Source organism: Olsenella uli (assembly GCF_901212675.1).
Classification (GTDB): Bacteria; Actinomycetota; Coriobacteriia; order Coriobacteriales; family Atopobiaceae; genus Parolsenella; species Parolsenella uli_B.
Genome location: NZ_CAAKOQ010000042.1, coordinates 15,776 through 33,301, shown reverse-complemented (window position 1 = coordinate 33,301; position 17,526 = coordinate 15,776). Strand labels below are relative to the sequence as shown.

The 17,526-nt window shown below is 65.3% G+C and carries 15 protein-coding genes; 10 read left to right on the top strand and 5 right to left on the bottom strand.

Going from position 1 to position 17,526, the window contains the following annotated elements:
• The first annotated feature begins 407 nt into the window (after nucleotides 1-407).
• From EFAMC1_RS06670 to EFAMC1_RS06660, 4 genes are all read left to right on the top strand, one after another.
• The gene (locus EFAMC1_RS06670; RefSeq protein WP_154053528.1) at nucleotides 408-2,819 is read left to right on the top strand and encodes a hypothetical protein; all 2,412 of its coding nucleotides are present in this window, start codon (nucleotides 408-410) and stop codon (nucleotides 2,817-2,819) included.
• Between the two features lie 29 nt (nucleotides 2,820-2,848).
• Complete coding sequence (locus tag EFAMC1_RS11220) at nucleotides 2,849-2,980, top strand: hypothetical protein (protein WP_261981810.1); 132 nt, start codon at nucleotides 2,849-2,851, stop codon at nucleotides 2,978-2,980.
• Between the two features lie 90 nt (nucleotides 2,981-3,070).
• The gene (locus tag EFAMC1_RS06665; protein WP_154053527.1) at nucleotides 3,071-3,757 is read left to right on the top strand and encodes a hypothetical protein; all 687 of its coding nucleotides are present in this window, start codon (nucleotides 3,071-3,073) and stop codon (nucleotides 3,755-3,757) included.
• A 468-nt stretch (nucleotides 3,758-4,225) separates the two neighbouring features.
• Nucleotides 4,226-4,747 carry a hypothetical protein gene (locus EFAMC1_RS06660; protein WP_154053526.1) on the top strand — a complete coding sequence of 174 codons (522 nt, stop codon included), beginning with the start codon at nucleotides 4,226-4,228 and terminating at the stop codon, nucleotides 4,745-4,747.
• A gap of 155 nt (nucleotides 4,748-4,902) precedes the next feature.
• On the opposite strand, the gene EFAMC1_RS06655 is transcribed toward EFAMC1_RS06660, so the two are convergent.
• Genes EFAMC1_RS06655 through EFAMC1_RS06645 form a run of 3 tightly spaced genes read right to left on the bottom strand, consistent with a single transcriptional unit; the run spans nucleotide 4,903 to nucleotide 7,401 of the window.
• A complete protein-coding gene (locus EFAMC1_RS06655; protein WP_154053525.1) occupies nucleotides 4,903-6,303 on the bottom strand; it encodes a hypothetical protein in 1,401 nt (466 codons plus the stop codon).
• A gap of 54 nt (nucleotides 6,304-6,357) precedes the next feature.
• Entirely contained in the window at nucleotides 6,358-7,086 is a 729-nt protein-coding gene (locus tag EFAMC1_RS06650) for a DUF554 domain-containing protein (protein WP_154053524.1), read from the bottom strand.
• Nucleotides 7,087-7,095: 9 nt separating this feature from the next.
• Nucleotides 7,096-7,401: an AzlC family ABC transporter permease gene (locus EFAMC1_RS06645; RefSeq protein WP_154053523.1), complete on the bottom strand. Its 306-nt coding sequence runs from the start codon at nucleotides 7,399-7,401 to the stop codon at nucleotides 7,096-7,098.
• Between the two features lie 708 nt (nucleotides 7,402-8,109).
• Between EFAMC1_RS06645 and EFAMC1_RS11215 the strand changes: the two genes are divergently transcribed.
• Together EFAMC1_RS11215 and EFAMC1_RS06640 are read left to right on the top strand one after the other, a co-directional pair.
• Entirely contained in the window at nucleotides 8,110-8,244 is a 135-nt protein-coding gene (locus tag EFAMC1_RS11215; RefSeq protein ID WP_261981809.1) for a hypothetical protein, read from the top strand.
• 15 nt (nucleotides 8,245-8,259) lie between these two features.
• On the top strand, nucleotides 8,260-8,547 hold the full coding sequence (locus tag EFAMC1_RS06640) for a hypothetical protein (protein WP_154053522.1): 288 nt from the start codon (nucleotides 8,260-8,262) through the stop codon (nucleotides 8,545-8,547).
• Between the two features lie 123 nt (nucleotides 8,548-8,670).
• Here EFAMC1_RS06640 and EFAMC1_RS06635 read toward each other — a convergent pair whose 3' ends face one another.
• Complete coding sequence (locus EFAMC1_RS06635) at nucleotides 8,671-12,468, bottom strand: phosphoribosylformylglycinamidine synthase (protein ID WP_154053521.1); 3,798 nt, start codon at nucleotides 12,466-12,468, stop codon at nucleotides 8,671-8,673.
• A 200-nt stretch (nucleotides 12,469-12,668) separates the two neighbouring features.
• Here EFAMC1_RS06635 and EFAMC1_RS06630 point away from each other — a divergent pair, with 200 nt between their 5' ends.
• The 4 genes from EFAMC1_RS06630 to EFAMC1_RS06615 all read left to right on the top strand — a co-directional run bounded on the left by EFAMC1_RS06630 (nucleotide 12,669) and on the right by EFAMC1_RS06615 (nucleotide 15,696).
• Entirely contained in the window at nucleotides 12,669-12,839 is a 171-nt protein-coding gene (locus EFAMC1_RS06630; RefSeq protein ID WP_187324593.1) for a hypothetical protein, read from the top strand.
• Nucleotides 12,840-13,069: 230 nt separating this feature from the next.
• On the top strand, nucleotides 13,070-14,359 hold the full coding sequence (locus EFAMC1_RS06625) for a peptidase U32 family protein (RefSeq protein WP_187324592.1): 1,290 nt from the start codon (nucleotides 13,070-13,072) through the stop codon (nucleotides 14,357-14,359).
• Nucleotides 14,352-15,143 carry a U32 family peptidase gene (locus EFAMC1_RS06620; protein WP_154053519.1) on the top strand — a complete coding sequence of 264 codons (792 nt, stop codon included), beginning with the start codon at nucleotides 14,352-14,354 and terminating at the stop codon, nucleotides 15,141-15,143. The genes EFAMC1_RS06625 and EFAMC1_RS06620 overlap by 8 nt, the downstream gene beginning before the upstream one ends.
• Before the next feature lie 163 nt (nucleotides 15,144-15,306).
• Nucleotides 15,307-15,696, top strand: coding sequence for a hypothetical protein (locus tag EFAMC1_RS06615; RefSeq protein ID WP_154053518.1), 390 nt, complete (start codon nucleotides 15,307-15,309; stop codon nucleotides 15,694-15,696).
• Between the two features lie 326 nt (nucleotides 15,697-16,022).
• Here the strand turns inward: EFAMC1_RS06615 and EFAMC1_RS06610 are convergent, their stop codons facing one another.
• Nucleotides 16,023-17,345, bottom strand: a complete 1,323-nt coding sequence (locus EFAMC1_RS06610) for a homoserine dehydrogenase (protein ID WP_154053517.1) — start codon at nucleotides 17,343-17,345, stop codon at nucleotides 16,023-16,025.
• Between the last annotated feature and the right edge of the window lie 181 nt (nucleotides 17,346-17,526).

Genomic DNA, 17,526 nt, shown 5'->3' with positions numbered 1-17,526 from the left:
TCAATCAGCATTGGCCTGCAGAAAGGCCAGACGGGCCTAGCATGGACGCTCGCGTGCATAAAATTGAAACAGGCCTGTATGGAATCTGTAATGCTTGCGTAAAGGCGGCAAATCTGTTCCGCGTTTCTCGAGATGCGAACCTGGAAATCACCAATTAAAATGGAAAATAGGTAAACAAGCTGGTAAACAGGTATCCCTTAAATGTAGGCGAAAGAAGTTGACCAGAAAGCGGTAGCCCTTACGCAAGCGTTACAAAGTATGAGGAGAATCACTTTTGAAACTGCCTATACTATGGCCTGTTTCATTCCTGAATTCATATTCGGGTGTTTCGGATGAGCCGTCACAAGGGTGGCGCACCGTTGACGAGGGGAGCAAGAAGGACATGAAGAAAATGCTTGGGGGGGGGGGTGGCTCCTCGTATCACGCGCGCCGCTAGCGCCGTAGTCCTTGGTCTCGCCCTCACGGCCACGCCCGTGTTCGCGGTTGCCGCCGAGCAGCCCTCGACCACTGCCGCGGCCACCACGCAGGAAGCCGCGACCACCGAGGCAGCCCAGTCCGCGACCACGGCTGCGACCACGGCCGCTGCCACCACGCAGGCGGCCTCGAGCGCCTCGGCCACCCAGCAGGCCACGGCCGCCGCTGACAACGGTGCGACCGATGCCGCCCAGCCCGCGGCTGTTGCGGCCGGTACCGTCCAGGTAACCGGCGGTGGCAAGCAGTTCATCGATGCTGTCAAGAGCGGGGCTTCCACCATTGAGCTCACCGGTAACGGCGAGGATGGCAATGGCCTGTTCAACTTCTTCTATACCAACGTTTTTGGTACTCACAAGTATAGTGCAACGAGTGGCACCACCCCCGAGTCCGTCAACATCAACCACGACGTGACCATCGTCAACAAGACCGGCAACTCGTATGCGTACCTCTACGGCATCGAGTTCAACGTAGCCGATGGTGCCAAGCTCACGTTCCAGGACGTCAATGTCAACGACGCCCGCAACGTGGGCTCGCCCTTCAATGCGGTCAAGCCCATTACGGTCCAGCCCGGCGGCTCTTTCGAGACCAAGGGCACCGGCGACATCGTGACCGATAACGGTAGGGGTGAAGGCTACGCCATCAAGCTTGTCTCGAGCAGCGAGGCCAGCAAGCCTGCGACGGCCGTGCTCGGTGCTGCCCCGTCGGGCTTTATGGCCAAGGTCGAGGGCAGTACGGGCTGGGCGGAAGACAACAAGGGCAACTACGGCGGATCCTATTGCGTAACCGCCGGAACCAACAGCAAGCTGACCATCACTGACGGTCGCTTCACGGCCGAGAATGCAAAGCACCAGGCAATCCAGTCGTACGGCACCGTCGTGATTGACCCGACCGACGATGCAAGCTTTAATGCGTATGGCAACGCTGACGACCTCGGCACCGTCCGTATCGACGGTACGAATAACGGCCAGCCGACGGGTGCGAAGCTCGTTGCGCATGACACCCAGTTCGGCTACATCGCGCCGGGCGGGCGTGCCAATGTCGGAGATGTGGAGATCAAGGCGACGCTCCAGCTCGAGGGCGCCGCAAAGGCGTATCTGACGGACAGCGCCGTGTCCACCATCTCCGATAGCAAGGTCGGCGAGCTCCCGGCTGTCTATCTGGATACGGCCGCGAATCTGTACGAGCAGGAGACAACCGAATCTAACGGCCCGGCTTCCTACAGCACGAACTTCGACACCCCGAGCTTCGCCAACATCAAGTCCGAGTACGTCGGCGATTACCTCACGTCCGGCCAGTACAAGGCGTCCGCGCACTTCGACAGCCAGAACGCGGTATCCGAGAGTGTGACGGATGCGAGCAAGAGCCGTGGTCTGTGGAAGCTCGATGACCAGGCGAGCGTTGATGACCTGGAGAAGCTGGTCGCTGCGAAGGCAGACAAGCTGACCGACGGGGCCACGGAGTCTGCGAGCGATCCCAGCGATGCCGCTCAGGGCGCCACGGTGACGGCGAATCTCCCGCTTGGCAAGTCTCAGGTGTACGGCAAGTACGAGATTGCCAAGAATGATGGAACGAGCATCAAGGGCGATGGCCACGCGTATGCCTACAGCCCGGTCCATGACCTCCAGGCCGGCTGGGACGTGAGCGCCTACCGTGCCAAGGGCACCTTCACCGCGCCTGAGGCCGGCGCCACCTCAGGCATCGGGGGCGACGTTGCCCCCGAGGGCTATGTCTTCGCCGGTTGGTACACCCAGGGCGGCGACCTTCGTACGGGCGAGCCTAACAACAGCGATAAGTTCACGTCGGGCATCGAAGGTATCAAGGCTCTGAGCAAGCCGGGTCTCGACAGCTATGCTGCCCAGCACGTGCTTGCCAAGGACGTGAAGTCGGGCTATGCCTATGCCAAGTTCATCCCCGCATCCCTCGTTGATGCAAAGGCTCAGTACAAGACCGAGGGCGCTTCCTCTGCCGTCCGTTTCCTTGGCGCTGTTGAGTCCTACAACTACAATGGCATGGCGTTTGACGTTACTCAGTACGACGCGGATGGCAAGCAGCTTGGTTCCAAGTCGTTTACGACCACCACGGCCTATGACTACGTGCTTGCCAACGTCAATGGCCAGGAAGATCAGAAGCAGTACGGCACCGATATCTTTAAGGCCACTGCTTACGGCTCCAAGGATCAGCTCCCGCTTCTGATCACCCGCGCGTATTGGAAGGGTCTCGGTCCCTCCTTCAACGGAAAGTTCAAGGTTACTGCGTCGCTAACGACTCCTGATGGGACTGTCGTCAAGGGACCTGCCAAGACGTTCATTGTCAACAACGGCAAAGTTACTGCCGATAACCAGTAAATCAATTAGTGAAAAAGGGGAGTTTGGTAATGAAGAAGTATCAGAAGCCTGAGTTCGATCTCGTACGTATCAATGGTTCTGACGTCTTTACTCAGTTGAGCGGTGGCGAGGAGGGCGACGAGTCCGGTCTGGGTACTGACGGTCCTCTGACTCTTAACTAACTAGGTCCGTCAAAGCGAGCGAGTTTTTGATTGCTTGCGGGCCAGCTGGGTTTGTCCGGCTGGCCCGCCTTGTCTTTGCTGGAGCGCCATATGAATCGTGAACTAAAGCATGGAATTGGCAGTGCAAAAAAAGGTGGATCGTTTGACCGTTTAAGCCGCCATGCCGGTTCCGTTTACCAAGTCCACAGGTCCCATGATGCTTCCGCTAAACACTTAGCAGAGACCCGAATTACTCCGGCAATGGTTGGCATATCTATAGTTGCTGTCTTTTGTGTCGTTGTGGGCGTCGCTGTTGGTGTAGCAACGTTATCCACCAACAGGCCTGCAGTTATACTGTCGGCGTCGACAACGTCTCCTTCTACTCAGCCAACTGCGGCTAGTTCGCAGCCGGCAATTGCTGAATCTGCCGGAGTGAAGAACCCGGCTACGTCAGCACAAGATACCGATGCCTCCGGAGACTCTGGTACCTCACAAAACTCTGGGCAAGGTTCTGGGGTAAAGGGCGGAACTAATTCAGGCGGCCAAACAGGCCCTTCTCAGAATGAGGCCAATACCTCATCGCATGGAGCTGCATCCGATTCTGGTGTGTCTGGGGATTCTCATGGTGGACTGAACGGCGGAGAAGATGCCTATGACGGTTCAGATGGCGGAGACGAGGACTCTGAAGGAGGGCCGACGAATCAACAGCCTGGAAACAATAATCCGGGTGCGTCGACACCCAACGGCTCTGACAAGTTCGGCGATAACGAAACTGGCTTTGGAGAAATCGTCGGTTAGATAGGGAGTAACGCTATGCGACTCGAAGAGTATCAAACCCCCAGGATGGATTTAATCAACATTAACGAGGCAGATATCCTAACTGCCAAGAGCTCTACTAATGGTGACCATGGGGATACTGATCCAGGGTGGGGCCCCATCGTGGGAAGCGTTGGAGAAGAGTACTAGGTGGATGAGGGGTTCGCATTCCAATCCGTCGACAGTGCTTCGTTTTTGCGTGTCGGTGGACTCACGTGCAAAGTGACGGGTGCTTTTCTTCCGGTTTCTTTTCAAGCTTTTTTGTGGAAGGACGGATTTCAAGATATTGGCGCGCGTCCTTTGCTTGATGACTTCGATGGAAAAAGGTCAGAGCTTTTCTTGGATCTTACGTCTCTCGGTGGTACAAGAAGCACTCGTTGTGCTTGCGTGCCGGAGGCGACTGTCGAAGATCTTGAAGGTGAAAAACTCTATCAGGCCTTTGGGAATGCGTTGCCCCTCCGTTACCGCGTCATCTTCCACGGCGTTGCGGTGAAGTATCGCGGTGCCGGGTACGTGTTCACCGCTTCAAGCGGCACGGGTAAGAGCACGCATGCGTTCCTCTGGCAGCGCTACCTCGGTCGTGCGGCGCATATCCTCAGCGGTGACAAGCCTGTGATCTCCGGGGGTGGGGAGTGCGGCTCAAGTGTCACCGTCTGGGGTTCGCCGTGGGGCGGCAAGGAACGGATCTTCGAAAACGGATCCGCCCCGCTGCGGGGTGTCTGCCTCATCGAGCGCGGTCGCACCTGCGCCATCGAACGGGTCGAGGCGGCCGAGTTCCTCGAGACGATGCTCCGCCAGACGTTCATGCCCTCCGAGGACCCCGCTGCCACCCGTACGCTCGAGGTTGTCGACGCCGTGCTGGCGAACGTGCCGCTCTGGCGCCTTACCTGCGACATCTCGGAGGACGCCGTCCTCACCAGCTTCGAGGCCCTGACCGGACTCGACTATGACGCCTGCCGCGTGGGGGAGTAGTCGCAGGCGGCAATGGCTGCCGTGCGGGCGCGAGGGGCTGCGTTGCCCGCTCTGTGGTGAATAGCACAACTGGCAAACTTAGATTCTCTGGATGAATTTACGCCACCTGCTGCTTAGTGTGTGCTGTCCTCGCCTTCAGTAGCCGTTACGCCCCGTCATGCCCGAAGACGGGTCACGTCGGCGACAGTGCTCTCTAGCGCCGTCGCGATGCCCGAAAGCCTTCCGGGCATGTCCTTGAGCGCGCGGCTGAACTCGAGCACGCCGATTGCCTCGTCCACGAATCCAACAAGCCTGTCTGCCTCGAGCCATGAGAGGCCTTGCGCATACCGCTCAAGCTGTGTCTCGATCTTGCGGGCAAACGGCATCGGGCACTTCATGCGGTAGGGCGAGAAGTCGTTTGCCAGCGCCCGGTCGCACCACAGCGCCTCACCCATGTCGAACAGGGGCGCCATTCGAACCCACTCGCGCGTCTCGCTGTCCATGAGCACGCCGAAGTTGCCCCAGTGACGGTCGGAATTTGCGATTATGTGATCCACCACAAGCATCTTCGCGAGTTGCTCGCGCGCGTTGTGCAGCCCTCGCGTCTCGCAGGCGGCTGCGAACGCCTCGTAGCGAGAGAGTTCGTTGCGAACCTTCATGGAGCGAATTACGTCTGCGGCTGGGACGAACTCTGTGTTCTCGTCGACCATGCAGGGACATGAGGACAGGTAGCGGGGATAGCCGTTCTGCACGAGCTCGTAAGGCACGTAATCACCGGGAGTGAGGATGCGTCGGCACAGTAGCGTGGCGACGCGTTCGTTGAGCGGTTCTTGGAAGAGGTTCTCGGGCTTTCCCGACTTGACGAGATGCGGCAAGCCGCCGATGAACTCCCAACGCTTGGGGAGGTTGCCGTTGAGCGAGGAGTCTGGCGCGCTCGTCGTTGTGGTGTCGTCGCCGAGCCGTGCAAGTGACTCGGCACCGGAGTCGGGATCGTGCGGTGCCAGCGCTTCTCCCAGAGCGGTCGAAAAGGGATTGTTGAAGTAGTTGACGCTCTGCCAGGCTCCAGTGAACCCCTTGGGCCTGAGCCAATACTGGTCGGAGAGGGAGAGGCCAAGGCTCGCCGCCATAAGCTCCTCTGGCGTATCGAGGTCAAGGCGCTGCAGCACGCTCGATAGACCGGGCCTTGTCGCGGGGATGGCCCTTGAGCTCAGCCATTGGGCGAGCCTGGCCGAGCTGAACGTGCCCGAGTTGTCGAGGCAGCCAAGCGGCAGGTGCCCGGGGGCGGGTATGTTCGGCTTCCCCACCACGGTGCGAAGTGCCGGATCGTACGCGAAGTGCAGCACCTCATGGTCGCGGCACATGAGGGTGCGACTGATGACGTTACCCATGGCCACCTCCCGGAAGCGTTCCTCTGCGTTTACTGCCATGAACTCGTACGATACAGCCAGCACGATGGGAAGTAGAGCGCTCCTCTGAATGTACTGGCATGATACCAACAGAGTAGCGTCTATCGCGGTTGCTTTCCCTGCGTGAATGCCAGCGTCGCCGCGAGAGCCCAACCACGCGAACGCCGGCATCTCGCTGAGTATGCTCCGTGTTACACGAAAGTTGGCACTGGTGCGGTGTCCCCGCTACACAAATGCCAGTGCCGCCGCCACGACCATCGCGGGCAGCATGTTCGCCGGCTTGAACGTGCGCGGCCAGATGAGGTTGACACCCACGCAGAAGATGAGCACCGACCCCACGAGCGAGAGGTTCGCAAGCGCCGCCTCGGTCATGACGGGGTGCAGCAGCGTTGCCAGGGCCGTGACGCAGCCCTGGAACACACCCACGGGCAGCGCCGAGAACGCGCAGCCCTTGCCCATGCTTGCCGCCATGGCGCACACGATGATCGCGTCCATGACACCCTTGAGCGCGAGCGTCGAATAGTCGCCGGTGAGGCCGTCCTGTATCGAGCCGACGATTGCCATCGCGCCGATGCACACGGTGAGCGACGCCGTGACGAATCCGTCCACGAAGCGCGCGTCGCCGTTGCTACCGGTCTTGTCGCGCAGCCAGGTGCCGAGACCCTCGAAGCGCCCGTCGAGGTCGGCCGCCTCGCCGAGCACGGTTCCGACGGCCATGCTCGCCACGAGCATCATGCTGTCTGCGGTGCCGAATGCGACGGTGCCGTCTGTGCGGACCAGTCCCGTCAGCATCTTCTCGAGCGCGCCGGCGATGCCCACGAACATCACGCACGCTCCGCACGACTTCATGAGTGCGTCCTGCAGCCGCTCGGTGACGAGCGAGCTCGCGAAGAGCCCCACGAGTCCGCCGCCGACGATACACGCGACGTTGATGAGCGTTCCGAGCCCGACCATGGCGGCCCCTTACACGAACACGAGGTTCACGAGCGCCGTGAAGAGCGCCGTGCCGGCGAAGATGCTGATGAGCGTGGCGAGCGGGTTGAACGGCTCCACGAGCATGCTGGCCACGACGAACTCCGCCGAGCCGGCAAAGATGGCGACGGACATGAACGTGGGGGACCACCAGGGCAGGCCGAGCGAGGTGGTGTAGATGCCGCAGGTGGCGTCGGTGAGCAGGAACCCCGAGAGGATGGGGAAGGCGAGGGGAAACGCCGTGCGCAGGGCCGATGCATGCCGCCCGGACTCGACCGTCATCTGGTTGTGGCTCATGGATTCGCTCCACTCGAGTTGCTTGCCGGGCGTGACCCGGCAAAACGTGAGTGAGTCGAAATCCTATAGTTCCGTCGGGACGCAGTCAAACGCCCAGCCACACATTTCCTTCCGGATGATTCGTCACATTTTCACGGTGCGAACACGGTGGGGCCCGCCCGCAGCGGCGGGGGAGGCCGTGATTTGTTGCGCAACTAATTGTCCGGCAGTGAGGTTACGCTCGGCAGGGCGGCATGCGAATCGTGACATGCTCCGGACGGGGAGGTCTCCATGTATTGCACGCGATGCGGCGCGTAGCTCGAGGATGGCGTCTAGTTCTGCACCCACTGCGGCGCCAGGGTCGAGCCGCTCGCGTCGGTGGCCCTGCATCCGGCGACGGCGGCCAGGTACCGGCGGCGGGTTCTTGCGCCGGTGTGGCGCCCGAGGTCCCCGTCGGGGAGACCTTGGTGACGCGGCCCGTGTCGGTGTCCGTGACGGAGCCGGTGACGGTGCTTCCCAAAGTCGGGGCCCCTGCGCCTGCGGCCCCAGAGTCCGCGGCTGCCCCAGAGCCCGCGCCCGTGCCAGAGTCTCCCGCCCCGAGCCATCTGCTCTCACCCGGCCGTTCCCGTTCCGCCAGCGCCCGCAGCCCCAACTCCCTCCGCCGCATCCCCCGCCCCGCAGGGCCCCGAGCGCGCCTTTGCTCACGAACACGAGAACGAGGGCTCCGGAGTGGAGCGCAGGCACCCCAGGCGCGGCCGAGGCAACATCGTCGGCATCGCCACCCTGGTCGTGGCACTCATCGCCGTCGCGGCAGTCGCCGGCGTGCTGTTCGTGGGGCCCATGGCCAATGCCGCGCCGAATTAACGCGGCTCGCTCTCCATGGACACCTCCATCAAGGCGAACGACAAGTGGATCGTCGGGGTGGTGGGCTTTGGCGTCTCTGGCGACGGCACCATGATGAGCGCCGAGCTTGGCAGCCTGCGCATCTCGGGCAGCTACGACCCCTTTGGCGAGGCGGGCAAGGCGGCCGTCGCAGCCAAGAGGGGCGAGGCGTCCGGAGGAGACTTAACCTGGGAGCATACTGACCAGGGCTGCAAGGTGACCTGGCCCACCAAGAACGCCCACCTCGGCTATGCGAACGCCTACCTGCGCACGGTGGGCAGGTAGGCGTCCTGGCTCGTGATGTGACGTATCATACGGATGAAAGCGTGCATGGATAAACGGGACCCAGACGCGCGCCTGGGTCCCGAAATGTGACAAATCATCCGGAAGGAAATGTGACAGCGGGGGTTAGGCGAAGTAGGACACGCCGCTCTCAAAGATTGGCATGAACTTCTCGCCTGGCACGTTGGCGTAGAGGCCCTCGCCGCGACGCTCCACGTGGCCCATCTTGCCGAACACGCGGCCGTCGGGGCTCGTAATGCCCTCGATGCAGTCGAGCGAGCCGTTGGGGTTCACGGCTAGGTCCATGCTCGGCTTGCCGTCCTCGCCCACGTACTGCGTGGCGATCTGGCCGCCGGCGCGCAGCTGGTCGAGCGCGGCGTCGCTCGCCACGAAGCGACCCTCGCCGTGGGAGATGGCCACGGTGTAGACGTCGCCCGGCTTGCAGGCACTCATCCACGGGGAGAGGTCGCTGGCCACGCGCGTGCGTACGAGGCGGCTCTGGTGGCGGCCGATGGTGTTGAACGTGAGTGTGGGCGCGGCGGCCGTGGCATCCACGATGTCGCCGAACGGCACGAGGCCCAGCTTGATGAGGGCCTGGAAGCCGTTGCAGATGCCGAGCATGAGGCCGTCTCGGGCCTGGAGCAGGTCGCGCACGGCCTCGGTGACCTCGGGCGCGCGGAAGAAGGCCGTGATGAACTTGGCCGAGCCGTCGGGCTCGTCGCCGCCGGAGAAGCCACCCGGAATCATCACGATCTGGCTCTCGCGGATGCGGCGCGCAAGCTCCGCGGTGCTCTCGGCCACGGCCTCGGGCGTGAGGTTGTTGATGACGAAGGTGTCGGCCTCGGCGCCGGCGGCCTCGAAGGCGCGCGCGGAGTCGTACTCGCAGTTGTTGCCTGGGAAGACCGGGATGATGACGCGCGGGCGGGCAATCTTGGCGCCGGTGAAGACGGCGGGCGCGGTGCCATGGTCGGCCGCGAGCCAGGTCTCGGCGGGCACCTCGGGCAGCTTGGCGTCGGCGGCCGTGCGGTAGGGGAAGACGCCCTCGATGCCGCTCTCCCAGGCCTCCTGCAGCCTCGCCAGGTCGACGCGCTCGCCCTCGGCCACGAGCTCGTAGGCCTCGGTCGTCTCGCCGATGACCTCGACGCTCACGGCATCGGTGTGCTCGGGAAGCTCGGCGTCATCGACCAGCTCCACGATGAAGCTGCCGTAGGCCGGCACGAAGAGGCTGTCGGTGGGTACGCCCTCGTCGAGCGTCACGCCGATGCCGTTGCCCACGCACATCTTGAAGAGGGCCTCGGCGTCGCCGCCATAGCCCGGGGTGGAGATGGCCAGGGCCTCGCCGCGCTCCACGAGTCCCTCCACCAGCTTGAAGGCCTCGAGCAGCCCCTCCACGCCCGGGCGCCAGTCGTCGCCGTACTCGGCCGGGTCGATGCAGATGACGCGATGGCCCGCGCCCTTGAACTCGGGGGAGGTGGCGCGCGCGGCCTTGCCCACCGCCACGGCGAAACTGATGAGGGTGGGCGGCACGTTGAGCTCGGCACCGTCCTCCTCGAAGCTGCCGCTCATGGAGTCCTTGCCGCCGATGGCGCCCACGCCCAGGTCCATCTGTGCCATGAGGGCGCCGAGCACCGCCGCCGTGGGCTGGCCCCAGCGCTCGGGCACGTCGCGCAGGCGCTCGAAGTACTCCTGGAACGAGAGGTAGGCATCCTCGTGGCCAAAGCCGGCGGCCACGAGCTTGGCCACGCTCTCCACCACGGAGAGGTAGGCGCCCGCGAACTGGTCCTGCTCCATGAGGTAGGGGTTGAAGCCCCAGGCCATGGCGCTTGCCGTGGTGGTCTCGCCGTCGACGGGGAACTTGGCCACCATGGCCTCGCTCGGCGTGAGCTGCCTGCGCCCGCCAAACGGCATGAGCACCGTGGCCGCGCCGATGGTGGAGTCGAAGCGCTCGGAGAGGCCCTTGCTGGAGGCCACGTTGAGGTCGGTCACGAGCGAGGTCATGCGCTCGGCGAGGGTGTCGCCGGCCCAGCTGGGCTCCCAGTGGCCCTGCTCGCCCACGTGAACGTCCGTGTGCTTGGGGGCGCCGTTGCTGGCGAGGAACTCGCGGGAGAGGTCGACGATGGGGCTGCCCTGCCACGAGAGGCGCACGCGCGGCTTCTTCGTGACGGTGGCGATGACCGTGGCCTCGAGGTTCTCCTCGCGCGCGTAGCGCAGGAACTCGTCTACGTCGGCGGCGGCCAGGGCCACGGCCATGCGCTCCTGGCTCTCGGAGATGGCGAGCTCGGTGCCGTCGAGGCCCTCGTACTTCTTGGTGACCTTGTCCAGGTCGATGTCGAGGCCGTCGGCCAGCTCGCCCACGGCCACGCTCACGCCGCCGGCGCCAAAGTCGTTGCAGCGCTTGATGAGGCGGCAGGCGTCCTTGCGGCGGAAGAGGCGCTGGAGCTTGCGCTCGATGGGGGCGTTGCCCTTCTGGACCTCGGCGCCGCACTCCTCGAGGCTCTCGACGTTCTGGGTCTTGGAGCTGCCGGTGGCGCCGCCGATGCCGTCACGGCCGGTGCGGCCGCCGAGCAGCACGATCTTGTCGCCCGGTGCGGGGCACTCGCGGCGCACGTGGTCGGCCGGCGTGGCGCCCACGACGGCACCCACCTCCATGCGCTTGGCCATGTAGCCGGGGTGGTAGAGCTCGCTCACCTGGCCGGTGGCGAGGCCGATCTGGTTGCCGTAGCTGGAGTAGCCGGCCGCGGCGGTGGTCACGAGCTTGCGCTGCGGGAGCTTGCCGGGAAGCGTCTCGGACACGGGGCGCGTGGGGTCGGCCGCGCCGGTGACGCGCATGGCCTGGTAGACGTAGCTACGGCCCGAGAGCGGGTCGCGGATGGCGCCGCCGATGCAGGTGGCCGCGCCGCCGAACGGCTCGATCTCGGTGGGGTGGTTGTGGGTCTCGTTCTTGAAGAGGAAGAGCCAGTCCTGGTCCTCCCCGTCGACGTCGACCTTGACCTTGACGGTGCAGGCGTTGATTTCCTCGGACTCGTCGAGGTCCGTGAGCTGGCCCGTGTGCTTGAGCCACTTGGCGCCGATGGTGCCCATGTCCATGAGGCAGACGGGCTTGGCGTCGCGGCCCAGCTCGTGGCGCACCTCGAGGTACCTGTCAAAGGCGGCCTTGACCGTGGCGTCGTCGATCCGCACGTTCTCGAGCTCGGTGCCAAAGGTGGTGTGGCGGCAGTGGTCGGACCAGTAGGTGTCGATCACGCGGATCTCGGTGATGGTGGGGTCGCGCCGCTCGCCGGCGAAGTAGTCCTGGCAGAACTTGATGTCGGCGAGGTCCATGGCTAGGCCGCGCTCGGCGATGAGCGCCTCGAGGCCTGCCTCGTCAAGCTCGCGGAAGCCGTCGAGCACCTCGACGGGCTGGGGCGTGGCCACGTCCATCTTGAGTGTGGCCTTGGGGGCGAGCGACGCCTCGCGGGCCTCGACCGGGTTGATGACGTAGTGCTTGATGGCTTCGACGCCGGCCTCGGTGAGGTCGCCGGTGAGCACGTAGACCGTGGCCGAGCGCACGTCCGGGCGCTCGCCGGCACTCACGAGCTGCACGCACTCGCTCGCGGAGTCGGCGCGCTGGTCGAACTGGCCGGGCAGGTACTCCACGGCAAAGACGTGCGTGCCGGTGGGGGCGGAGTCCACGAGGCCGTTCGCGTCGAGGCGGAGGCTCGGCACGGGCAGCTCGCGGGTGGCAGTGTCCACCTGCGGCTCGCTGAAGACGATGGGCACGCAGCGCTCGAAGAGCTCGTCGCTCGCGCCCTCGACGTCGTAGCGGTTGATAAGGCGCAGGCCCTCGAGGCCCTTCACGCCCAGGATGGTGCGCAGCTCTGCGAGCAGCTGCTGCGCCTCCACGTCGAAGCCCGGCTTCTTCTCCACGTAGATGCGTGAGACCATGGGTCCTGCCCTTCTTGGGTTGTCCGTGTCCAGATTCCACGCGCGCCCCTCGCCCCTTGCGTGGGGCCGACGGCACGCGACGGCCGCCGAGGCGCAGCTGGGCGGCCTCGGCACTACCCTCCCATTATGACGCGACGGGCGCCGGGCGGTAGGCTCGCGCGACCTCCCGCCCAATGCCCGACCGCCGTGGTGTGTGTGGGATGGGCGTGCTCAGCGACCTCGTTCGACGCGAGCGCGAGGATGCCGCCTCTGAGGCCCATGTGCTCGAGAGCGTCGGTCGAGGCGTTGACGACCTTGCGGAGGGGCACTTCGTGACGTCCCGCTCGGAGATGTTCACCGAGGCCGCCGGGCGGCGTGAAGCCCGTGCGTAGGGTGCGCTACGCAAGCGAGTTCATCGATGGCGTCGCATCCATTCGCTCCGAGCGGCTCGACTTTCTTGCCCTCGTGCACGAGAGAGGCGTGAGGTGACGGGGCCATCGGTGGAGTGCGCATGCCGGGGAGCGTTTGGTTGCAGGCGGTCGTCCTGCGGCCGGGGCATTGCCGGGGCATGCGCCCGGAGCGGGTCCTGTCGTAGACTGAGGCCATGACGACGAGACGAGACATGCCCGAGCTGCTGGCCCCCGCGCGCGACCGGGAGGCGTTCCTGGCGGCGCTGGCCGCCGGGGCCGATGCCATCTACTGCGGCGTCACAGGCGGGCTCAACGCGCGCCGTCGCGCGGCCGGCATCGGCGAGGACGAGCTCGCGGGGCTCTGCTCGCTGGCGCACGCGCACGGCACGCGCGTCTACGTGACGACCAACATCGTGGTCAAGCAGGTCGAGCTCGCGGGTGCCGTCGAGGCGGCCGCGCGCTACGTGGCCGCGGGTGCCGACGCCCTCATCATCCAGGACTGGGGATTCCTCTCACTGGTGCGGCGCGAGCTGCCGGGGGCCGAGGTGCACGTCTCCACCCAGGCCAACGTTCATGACGTGCGCGGCGTCGCACTCTGTGCCGAGCTGGGCGCGGCGCGCGTGACCCTCTCGCGCGAGCTCTCGCTCGCAGAGATCACGCGTATCGCGGCCGAGGAGGCCCGCCGCTCGGCCGGCTTGGGCGTTGCTCCCTGCGAGCTGGAGGTCTTTGCACATGGGGCAATATGCCCCAGCTACTCGGGGCTGTGCATGCTCTCGAGCTTTTTGCGCGAGGGGCGCTCTCCCAACCGCGGGCTCTGCGCCCAGCCGTGCCGGCTGCCCTTCGACCTCGTGGGTCGCGAGGGCGTGCGCCTGCAGCCGGCCGAGCGCGAGCGCCCCCTCTGCACGCACGACAACTGCGCCATCGACGACGTGGCCGCGCTTGCCCGGGCGGGCGTGGCATCGCTCAAGCTCGAGGGACGTATGAAGCCGGCGGCCTACGTGCACGCGGTGGCCTCCGCCTGGCGCGCGAGGCTCGACGCCATTGCTGCCGGCACCGACACGCCCGAGCTGGACGAGAGGTGTCGCCGTGCCCTCAAGCGCAGCTTCAACCGGGGCCTCACCGATGCCTACCTGCGCGGGACCTCTGGCAACGAGCTCATGAGCTACGAGCGCTCGGGCAACCGTGGCGAGCTCGTGGGGGTGTCCTTAGGCTTCGAGCCGGAGGCGGGCTTTGTGCCGCGCGACGGGCAGCAGGTTCGCGGCGAGGTTGTCGTGCGGCTCGATGCCCCGGTGGGGACAGGCGATTCCATCGAGCTTAGGCACCCGGCTGAGCCGACGCGCTTCCTCGTGGTCGCGGCGCCGCACGCTGCCGCGGCCGGAGAGCTCCTGCGTCTGCGCACGCCCCGGCCGATGCCGGTGGGCTCTGAGGCCCGCGTCACCAAGAGCGCGCGGCTCGAGCGCGCGGCGGCAGAGGCGGTGACGGCCCTTGCAAGCCATGCCTGAGATCTGCGCGATTGTGTCGTGCGTGGGTGATGCGCGAGCCCTCGCTGCTGCGGGGGTCCAGCGCGTCTACCTCGACGTCATTGACCTGGAGCCAACGGATGAGGTGCTGGGCGAGGCGTGGGCCCAAGGCCTCGTGCCCCTTCTGGACGAGGTCTGCCGCGAGAGCGACCACGCCCGGCTCGACCCGTGGGTCGTGCGCGACAGGCCCGTTGCCGTGGGAAACGTCTCCGAGCTTTCCCTTGCCCGGCAGTGCGGGGCCCAGCCCGAGCTCAGGAGCTGCGTGCCCGTGCACAACCTGGCGATGCTCGAGGCCATGGCGAGCCTGGGCGCCCGCTTTGCGTGGCTCTCGCCCGAGCTCTCGCTTGCGGAGGTCCGCGAGCTGGCGCAGGCCACGCCCATCCCGCTCGGCATCAGGGTGTTCGGCCGTCCCCGGCTCATGACGTGCGAGCACTGCGTGCTGCAGGTTGCCCATGACTGTGACGGGCGGCACGAGACCTGTCCCTATCGCGGGGAGCCGCACTGGCTCGTGAACATCGACGGGCGCCGGCTGCCCGTCTCGACCGACCGCCTCGGGCGCTCCCGCGTCTTTCTCGACGAGCCGGTCGACCTCATCCCCGCTGCTGCGGAGCTTGCCGCGATGGGGTTGGCACGCCTGCTCGTGGATGCGCGAATGGTCTCGCCGCGGGAGGCGGCCGACGCCTGCGGGCGGCTGGCGGACGCACTCGCCGGAGGGCGTGTCGGCGCCGTGGGAACGATGGGACTTGCGCGGCTGGGCGTCGAGTAGCGCCTGCGCATAGGGCATGCGACGGCCGGAATGCCACGGTTTTGGTCGCATTAGTGCAAAAGAGATGCCTTTCAGGGTAGCTTTATGGTGACATTAGCGATAACTTTGCTATTATCGCGGTAGCTGCTTTACTATCATTGCTATGAAAGGAAGGAACACAGCTATGTCCGCAACGCTTACTGATCTTTCTGAGAAGTATGGCATCACTAAGGTCACTGCCAAGACGCGTCTCGTGAACCTGGGCGTGTGGGACGGCCACACGGAGAAGCAGGGCCGCGCCTACGTCATCGACGACGAGGCTGTCGAGGAGTTCGCCAAGCACTACGAGCCCGCGGCCCCCAAGGCCCAGCCTGCCGAGCACGCCGTGGCCGCCGCGGCGCCGGTCGTGGTCTCCCAGTCCAGCGAGGAGCTCATCGCCGAGCTGCGCGACATGGTCGAGTACCTCAGGCAGCAGCTCGCGCAGAAGGACGACCTTGCCTCCAAGCAGCTGGCCGAGAAGGACGAGCAGATCGCACGGCGCGACGATCAGATTTCGCAGCTCATCTCCAAGTAGCGGCTGGGTTTTCGTACCTGGCGGCCGGACGGCATGGGCCTTCGCGCGAGGTCACTTGCTTTGCAAGTCCCTTAGCCTCGCGCTTCGGCTCATGCCGTCCGGCCTTTTGGTTACGTTGTTGGGCTACTGGGAGGCTGCGGGGCTGCTGCCTTCTTTGGATTGTTGGGGCTTTTGCCTTCGGGGTTCTGCTTTCTCAGCCCCACGAACACCGCCCCACACCCCACCTTACATCCCACACACTCATGACTTTGCCTTTGACACAAAGGGGCGACCGCTGGCTTTTTGGCTGGCGGTCGCCCCTTTGTGTGGCTTGTTGTGGAGACGGGCTAGTTGGCGAAGACGCCCTTGGTCCACTTGCTGATGTCCTCGATGCGGATGACACTGGCCACCTCGCGGACGCCGTCGAGGTCGGCGAGGGCCTTCTCGGCCTTGGCCATCGCGGCCTCGCTGGCCTCGTGGGTGATGAACACCACCGAGCAGGCGCCGTCGGTCTCGGTCTCGAGCTGGTTGATCTGGGAGATGGAGATGCCGGCGTCGGAGAACGCGGCGACCGTGGGCGCCAGGGTGCCCACCTCGTCGTTCACGCGCAGGCGCACGTAGAAGCTGTTGGTGAGCTCGTCGATCCTGCGAATCGGCAGGACGTGGCCAAAGGGCTCGACCTCCGCCAGGGGCTGCTCGCCGCGGCTGAGCGGCTCGGCCAGGGCAAAGATGTCGCCCACGACGGCGCTCGCGGTGGGGAAGGAACCGGCACCGGCGCCGTAGAACATCGTCTCGCCCACGGCGTCGCCCACCACGTAGACGGCGTTCATCGCGCCGGACACGGCGGCGAGCTGGTGCGTGCTCGGGATCATCGTGGGGTGCACGCGAGCCTCGACGCCCTCGGCGGTGTTGCGCGCGATGCCCAGCAGCTTGATGGTGTAGCCAAGGTCCTTTGCCACGGCGATGTCCTCGGCTGTGATGTTGCGGATGCCCTGCTGGTAGACGTCGTCGGTGGTGACGCGCGTGTGGAAGCTCATCGAGGCGAGGATGGCTGTCTTGCTCGCGGCGTCAAAGCCGTCGACGTCGGCCGACGGGTCCGCCTCGGCGTAGCCCAGGCGCTGCGCGTCGGCGAGAACCTCCTCGTAGCCCAGTCCTTCGGTGGTCATACGGGACAGGATGTAGTTGGTGGTGCCGTTGAGGATGCCCGCCACGGTGAGGAAGCGGTTGCCCATGAGGCTGTGCTCGATGGCGTTGACCACCGGGATGCCGCCGGCTGCCGCGGCCTCGCAGCGAAGCTGGACGCCCGCCGCGCGCGCCAGTCCGGCCAGGCGTTCGACATGGCGGCCAAGCAGGGCCTTGTTGGCCGTGACCACGTGCTTGTGCGCGGCGAAGGCCGCCTCGTAGATCTCGGTGGCGGGGTGCTCCCCGCCGATGAGCTCGACCACGACGTCGATGTCGGGGTCGCTCACGACCTCGTGCCAGTCGTTGGTGAAGGCGTCGCCGGTGATGCCGCAGGCGGCCGCGGCGCTCGCGTCGAGCGCGCAGCCACGCTTGATGCTGAGATCGATGCCGTAGCTCTTCACGTAGTCGTCGTGGTGCGACAGGATGAGCCGGGCGACGCCGCCGCCCACGGTGCCGAGGCCGATGATGCCGACGTTCACGGTGTGCATGTGGTCTCCTTCGTGTTGGCGCGGCATGCCTGCCCATGCGGGGGCGCCGCGTGCGTTTCCCAGCAGATTGTAGCGGACGCATGGCAGGCCTGCGCCTCGTTGCCCCCGTATGCCGTTGCCCTCCGCGCGCGGGTTGGGCGCGGCTCTTGTCTGGGGCCGTCCCGAGCCTCTGACCTTACGC